Source organism: Bilophila sp. 4_1_30, assembly GCF_000224655.1.
Classification (GTDB): domain Bacteria; phylum Desulfobacterota; class Desulfovibrionia; order Desulfovibrionales; family Desulfovibrionaceae; genus Bilophila; species Bilophila wadsworthia.
Genome location: NZ_JH114243.1, coordinates 1 through 1,598, shown reverse-complemented (window position 1 = coordinate 1,598; position 1,598 = coordinate 1). Strand labels below are relative to the sequence as shown.

1 protein-coding gene is annotated in these 1,598 nt (G+C 58.4%); it reads left to right on the top strand.

All coding sequences use genetic code 11. The features are described from left to right. The first annotated feature begins 306 nt into the window (after nucleotides 1–306). The gene (locus tag HMPREF0178_RS19855) at nucleotides 307–1,527 is read left to right on the top strand and encodes a YgeY family selenium metabolism-linked hydrolase (protein WP_009369326.1); all 1,221 of its coding nucleotides are present in this window, start codon (nucleotides 307–309) and stop codon (nucleotides 1,525–1,527) included. The last annotated feature ends 71 nt before the right edge of the window (nucleotides 1,528–1,598 follow it).

Here is a 1,598-nt window from a genome sequence, read left to right as displayed (position 1 = left end):
CCCCCTCCTCTCTCCCTCCCAAGACTTTCGACTTTATCGAATCCCCCTTTCCGGGAAGTTCGTATGAAAAGGGGCTGCTCCTTTGCGGAGGCGGCCCTTTCTTGTTTTCATCCAGACAACGGCATTGCGATTTCCCGAAATGAGAATTTTCTCAAACTGAGAAGTTTTTTGGCAGGAAGAGGGATGCAGAGACTCGTTTAATCGGTTTGTTTTATACGCTATCATGAAGGCTCATAACATTGGCCCGACAATTGCTTTCTTGGGAAATAGACCGGACATCCGGCATCATTCCTCTGGAGGCTTCCCATGAGCACCGTCGATTTTTCCCGTGTTAACGAACTCGCCCAAAAATATGAACCGGAAATGACCCGATTCCTGCGCGATATGATCCGCATCCCGAGCGAAAGCTGCCAAGAAGAAGGCGTGATCCGGCGCATCAAGGAAGAAATGGAAAAGGTCGGCTTCGACAGGGTCGAAATCGACAAGATGGGCAATGTCCTCGGCTTTATCGGAAATGGCCCCCGCATCATCGCCTTTGACGCGCACATCGACACCGTGGGCGTCGGCAACCGCTCCAACTGGACATTCGATCCCTACGAAGGCTACGAAGACGCCGAAACCATCGGCGGGCGCGGAGCGAGCGATCAGGAAGGCGGCATGGCCAGCATGGTTTACGCCGGGAAGATCATCAAAGAGCTTGGCCTGTGCCCCAAAGACTGCACCATCGTCATGGTCGGGACGGTGCAGGAAGAGGACTGCGACGGCCTGTGCTGGCAGTACATCATCAACGAAGACGGGCTGAAGCCCGAATTTGTGGTATCCACCGAACCCACCGACGGCGGCATCTATCGCGGCCAGCGCGGGCGCATGGAAATCCGCGTGGACGTAAGCGGCGTATCCTGCCACGGTTCCGCCCCGGAACGCGGCGACAACGCCATCTACCGCATGGCCCACATCATGACCGAGCTCGAACAGCTCAATGCCCGGCTCGCGGACGACCCCTTCCTCGGCAAGGGCACCCTCACCGTTTCCCAGATTTTCTACACCTCGCCCTCCCGCTGTGCGGTGGCGGACAGCTGCGCCATTTCCGTGGACCGCCGCCTGACCTTCGGCGAAGACAAGGATCTCGCCATTTCCCAGATTGAGAATCTGCCCTCGGTCAAGGCCGCCGGAGACAAGGCCAAGGTGTCCATGTACACCTACGAAGTCCCCTCGTGGACCGGCCTCGTCTACCCCACCGACTGCTACTTCCCCACGTGGGTCCTGCCCGAAGACCATGTGGTGACGAAATCCACCGAAGAGACTTACCGCAGCCTGTTCGGACGCGAACCCCGCACCGACAAGTGGACCTTCTCCACCAACGGCGTGTCCATCATGGGCCGCTACGGGATCCCGGTCGTCGGCTTCGGCCCCGGCAAGGAAAAGGAAGCCCACGCTCCCGACGAAAAGACGTGGAAACAGGATCTCATCGAGTGCGCGGCCCTGTACGCAGCCTTGCCAGCAACTTACGTCGCCAACTCCAACTAAATACAGGCAACTCCCTGCGGGCCTCCTCCCCACCAGTCAAAAGTCTTGGGAAGATGAGGGGAGGGGGTCCG

Bases quoted from the DNA above. Each gene is read 5' to 3' on its own strand.
- HMPREF0178_RS19855 (WP_009369326.1), top strand. From the start codon at position 307: ATGAGCACCGTCGATTTTTCCCGTGTTAACGAACTCGCCCAAAAATAT.